Origin of the sequence: Pseudomonas mercuritolerans, from assembly GCF_025706525.1 — a bacterium.
Taxonomy (GTDB): domain Bacteria; phylum Pseudomonadota; class Gammaproteobacteria; order Pseudomonadales; family Pseudomonadaceae; genus Aquipseudomonas; species Aquipseudomonas mercuritolerans.
Map to the genome: position 1 here is coordinate 1 of NZ_JAMSHA010000016.1, position 5,320 is coordinate 5,320.

Sequence of the window (5,320 nt, forward strand, 5' to 3'; positions counted from 1 at the left end):
GCAAATTGCTTGGGTGTTATATGGTCAAGCCTCACGGGCAATTAGTATTGGTTAGCTCAACGCCTCACAGCGCTTACACACCCAACCTATCAACGTCGTAGTCTTCGACGGCCCTTCAGGGAACTCAAGGTTCCAGTGAGATCTCATCTTGAGGCAAGTTTCCCGCTTAGATGCTTTCAGCGGTTATCTTTCCCGAACATAGCTACCCGGCAATGCCACTGGCGTGACAACCGGAACACCAGAGGTTCGTCCACTCCGGTCCTCTCGTACTAGGAGCAGCCCCTCTCAAATCTCAAACGTCCACGGCAGATAGGGACCGAACTGTCTCACGACGTTCTAAACCCAGCTCGCGTACCACTTTAAATGGCGAACAGCCATACCCTTGGGACCGGCTTCAGCCCCAGGATGTGATGAGCCGACATCGAGGTGCCAAACACCGCCGTCGATATGAACTCTTGGGCGGTATCAGCCTGTTATCCCCGGAGTACCTTTTATCCGTTGAGCGATGGCCCTTCCATACAGAACCACCGGATCACTAAGACCTACTTTCGTACCTGCTCGACGTGTCTGTCTCGCAGTCAAGCGCGCTTTTGCCTTTATACTCTACGACCGATTTCCGACCGGTCTGAGCGCACCTTCGTACTCCTCCGTTACTCTTTAGGAGGAGACCGCCCCAGTCAAACTACCCACCATACACTGTCCTCGATCCGGATAACGGACCTGAGTTAGAACCTCAAAGTTGCCAGGGTGGTATTTCAAGGATGGCTCCACGCGAACTGGCGTCCACGCTTCAAAGCCTCCCACCTATCCTACACAAGCAAATTCAAAGTCCAGTGCAAAGCTATAGTAAAGGTTCACGGGGTCTTTCCGTCTAGCCGCGGATACACTGCATCTTCACAGCGATTTCAATTTCACTGAGTCTCGGGTGGAGACAGCGCCGCCATCGTTACGCCATTCGTGCAGGTCGGAACTTACCCGACAAGGAATTTCGCTACCTTAGGACCGTTATAGTTACGGCCGCCGTTTACCGGGGCTTCGATCAAGAGCTTCGCGTTAGCTAACCCCATCAATTAACCTTCCGGCACCGGGCAGGCGTCACACCCTATACGTCCACTTTCGTGTTTGCAGAGTGCTGTGTTTTTAATAAACAGTCGCAGCGGCCTGGTATCTTCGACCGGCATGAGCTTACGGAGCAAGTCCTTCACCCTCACCGGCGCACCTTCTCCCGAAGTTACGGTGCCATTTTGCCTAGTTCCTTCACCCGAGTTCTCTCAAGCGCCTTGGTATTCTCTACCCAACCACCTGTGTCGGTTTGGGGTACGGTTCCTGGTTACCTGAAGCTTAGAAGCTTTTCTTGGAAGCATGGCATCAACCACTTCGTCACCCAAAGGGTAACTCGTCATCAGCTCTCGGCCTTAAGATCCCGGATTTACCTAAGATCTCAGCCTACCACCTTAAACTTGGACAACCAACGCCAAGCTGGCCTAGCCTTCTCCGTCCCTCCATCGCAATAACCAGAAGTACAGGAATATTAACCTGTTTTCCATCGACTACGCTTTTCAGCCTCGCCTTAGGGACCGACTAACCCTGCGTCGATTAACGTTGCGCAGGAAACCTTGGTCTTTCGGCGTGGGTGTTTTTCACACCCATTGTCGTTACTCATGTCAGCATTCGCACTTCTGATACCTCCAGCAAGCTTCTCAACTCACCTTCACAGGCTTACAGAACGCTCCTCTACCGCATCACCCGAAGGTGATACCCGTAGCTTCGGTGTATGGTTTGAGCCCCGTTACATCTTCCGCGCAGGCCGACTCGACTAGTGAGCTATTACGCTTTCTTTAAAGGGTGGCTGCTTCTAAGCCAACCTCCTAGCTGTCTAAGCCTTCCCACATCGTTTCCCACTTAACCATAACTTTGGGACCTTAGCTGACGGTCTGGGTTGTTTCCCTTTTCACGACGGACGTTAGCACCCGCCGTGTGTCTCCCATGCTCGGCACTTGTAGGTATTCGGAGTTTGCATCGGTTTGGTAAGTCGGGATGACCCCCTAGCCGAAACAGTGCTCTACCCCCTACAGTGATACATGAGGCGCTACCTAAATAGCTTTCGAGGAGAACCAGCTATCTCCGAGCTTGATTAGCCTTTCACTCCGATCCACAGGTCATCCGCTAACTTTTCAACGGTAGTCGGTTCGGTCCTCCAGTCAGTGTTACCTAACCTTCAACCTGCCCATGGATAGATCGCCCGGTTTCGGGTCTATTCCCAGCGACTAGACGCCCTATTAAGACTCGCTTTCGCTACGCCTCCCCTATTCGGTTAAGCTCGCCACTGAAAATAAGTCGCTGACCCATTATACAAAAGGTACGCAGTCACAGAACAAAGTCTGCTCCCACTGCTTGTACGCATACGGTTTCAGGATCTATTTCACTCCCCTCTCCGGGGTTCTTTTCGCCTTTCCCTCACGGTACTAGTTCACTATCGGTCAGTCAGTAGTATTTAGCCTTGGAGGATGGTCCCCCCATATTCAGACAAAGTTTCTCGTGCTCCGTCCTACTCGATTTCATGACTAAGAGATTTTCGCGTACAGGGCTATCACCCACTATGGCCGCACTTTCCAGAGCGTTCCGCTAATCTCAAAGCCACTTAAGGGCTAGTCCCCGTTCGCTCGCCACTACTAAGGGAATCTCGGTTGATTTCTTTTCCTCAGGGTACTTAGATGTTTCAGTTCCCCTGGTTCGCCTCTTGCACCTATGTATTCAGTACAAGATAACCATCTTATGATGGTTGGGTTCCCCCATTCAGACATCTCCGGATCAAAGTCTGTTTGCCGACTCCCCGAAGCTTTTCGCAGGCTACCACGTCTTTCATCGCCTCTGACTGCCAAGGCATCCACCGTATGCGCTTCTTCACTTGACCATATAACCCCAAGCAATCTGGTTATACTGTGAAGACGACATTCGCCGAAAATTCGAATTTCTCAACTAAGAGAACTCACAAATTTTACCTTAGCCTGATCCGTTACCAGTGAAAGTAACGTTCAGTCTATCTTTCTATCACATACCCAAATTTTTAAAGAACGATCTAGTCAAAGACTAGAAATCAACATTCATCACCGAACCGGTGGAATGCTCATTTCTAAGCTTTCAAACTTCAGAAGCAGTAGTGGTGGAGCCAAGCGGGATCGAACCGCTGACCTCCTGCGTGCAAGGCAGGCGCTCTCCCAGCTGAGCTATGGCCCCGTATTTCTACAGGCGTTTCCCACACAAAATTGGTGGGTCTGGGCAGATTCGAACTGCCGACCTCACCCTTATCAGGGGTGCGCTCTAACCAACTGAGCTACAGACCCAATTTCGGGCTGCTTCTATCGTCTTCTTCAATGAATCAAGCAATTCGTGTGGGAGCTCATGCAGCAGCTGATGTCGTCGATTAAGGAGGTGATCCAGCCGCAGGTTCCCCTACGGCTACCTTGTTACGACTTCACCCCAGTCATGAATCACACCGTGGTAACCGTCCTCCCGAAGGTTAGACTAGCTACTTCTGGTGCAACCCACTCCCATGGTGTGACGGGCGGTGTGTACAAGGCCCGGGAACGTATTCACCGCGACATTCTGATTCGCGATTACTAGCGATTCCGACTTCACGCAGTCGAGTTGCAGACTGCGATCCGGACTACGATCGGTTTTATGGGATTAGCTCCACCTCGCGGCTTGGCAACCCTTTGTACCGACCATTGTAGCACGTGTGTAGCCCAGGCCGTAAGGGCCATGATGACTTGACGTCATCCCCACCTTCCTCCGGTTTGTCACCGGCAGTCTCCTTAGAGTGCCCACCATTACGTGCTGGTAACTAAGGACAAGGGTTGCGCTCGTTACGGGACTTAACCCAACATCTCACGACACGAGCTGACGACAGCCATGCAGCACCTGTCTCAATGTTCCCGAAGGCACCAATCCATCTCTGGAAAGTTCATTGGATGTCAAGGCCTGGTAAGGTTCTTCGCGTTGCTTCGAATTAAACCACATGCTCCACCGCTTGTGCGGGCCCCCGTCAATTCATTTGAGTTTTAACCTTGCGGCCGTACTCCCCAGGCGGTCAACTTAATGCGTTAGCTGCGCCACTAAGAGCTCAAGGCTCCCAACGGCTAGTTGACATCGTTTACGGCGTGGACTACCAGGGTATCTAATCCTGTTTGCTCCCCACGCTTTCGCACCTCAGTGTCAGTATCAGTCCAGGTGGTCGCCTTCGCCACTGGTGTTCCTTCCTATATCTACGCATTTCACCGCTACACAGGAAATTCCACCACCCTCTACCATACTCTAGCTTGCCAGTTTTGGATGCAGTTCCCAGGTTGAGCCCGGGGATTTCACATCCAACTTAACAAACCACCTACGCGCGCTTTACGCCCAGTAATTCCGATTAACGCTTGCACCCTCTGTATTACCGCGGCTGCTGGCACAGAGTTAGCCGGTGCTTATTCTGTCGGTAACGTCAAAACAGCAAAGTATTAATTTACTGCCCTTCCTCCCAACTTAAAGTGCTTTACAATCCGAAGACCTTCTTCACACACGCGGCATGGCTGGATCAGGCTTTCGCCCATTGTCCAATATTCCCCACTGCTGCCTCCCGTAGGAGTCTGGACCGTGTCTCAGTTCCAGTGTGACTGATCATCCTCTCAGACCAGTTACGGATCGTCGCCTTGGTGAGCCATTACCTCACCAACTAGCTAATCCGACCTAGGCTCATCTGATAGCGCAAGGCCCGAAGGTCCCCTGCTTTCTCCCGTAGGACGTATGCGGTATTAGCGTTCCTTTCGAAACGTTGTCCCCCACTACCAGGCAGATTCCTAGGCATTACTCACCCGTCCGCCGCTGAATCCAGGAGCAAGCTCCTTTCATCCGCTCGACTTGCATGTGTTAGGCCTGCCGCCAGCGTTCAATCTGAGCCATGATCAAACTCTTCAGTTCAAACATCTTTGGGTTTTTAAGAAACCCTAAACTTGGCTCAGCAATCGTTGGTTACATCTTTGATTTCTCGCGGAGTAACTTGTGATGCTGATAATCTTGTTGACTATCAGTCTGACTGCACAAGCACCCACACGAATTGCTTGATTCAGTTGTTAAAGAGCGGTTGGTTAAGATCTTTCGTCTCAACCGAGGCGCGCATTCTACAGCAGCCTCATTTGCTGTCAAGTGATTATTTTCAGAAGTTTTCGAAGAATTCTTCAACAACTTCAACCACTTGCGCTTCCGATCTCTCGTTAGCGGGAGGCGAATTCTACAGCGTTAATCGCTGCTGTCAACACCTCTTTTTCTCCGCTTTCGA

The 5,320-nt window shown here is 51.4% G+C and carries 2 tRNA genes and 2 rRNA genes; all 4 read right to left on the bottom strand.

The features are described 5' to 3' along the window. Positions 1-20 precede the first annotated feature (20 nt). A 23S ribosomal RNA gene (locus tag ND528_RS27935) occupies positions 21-2,914 on the bottom strand. 247 nt (positions 2,915-3,161) lie between these two features. Continuing rightward, a tRNA-Ala gene (locus ND528_RS27940) sits at positions 3,162-3,237 on the bottom strand. 30 nt (positions 3,238-3,267) lie between these two features. After that, positions 3,268-3,344: transfer RNA gene (locus ND528_RS27945), tRNA-Ile, on the bottom strand. Between the two features lie 81 nt (positions 3,345-3,425). Further along, positions 3,426-4,962, bottom strand: a 16S ribosomal RNA gene (locus tag ND528_RS27950). The 16S and 23S rRNA genes sit together here with 2 tRNA genes alongside, the layout of an rRNA operon. Positions 4,963-5,320: the final 358 nt, after the last annotated feature.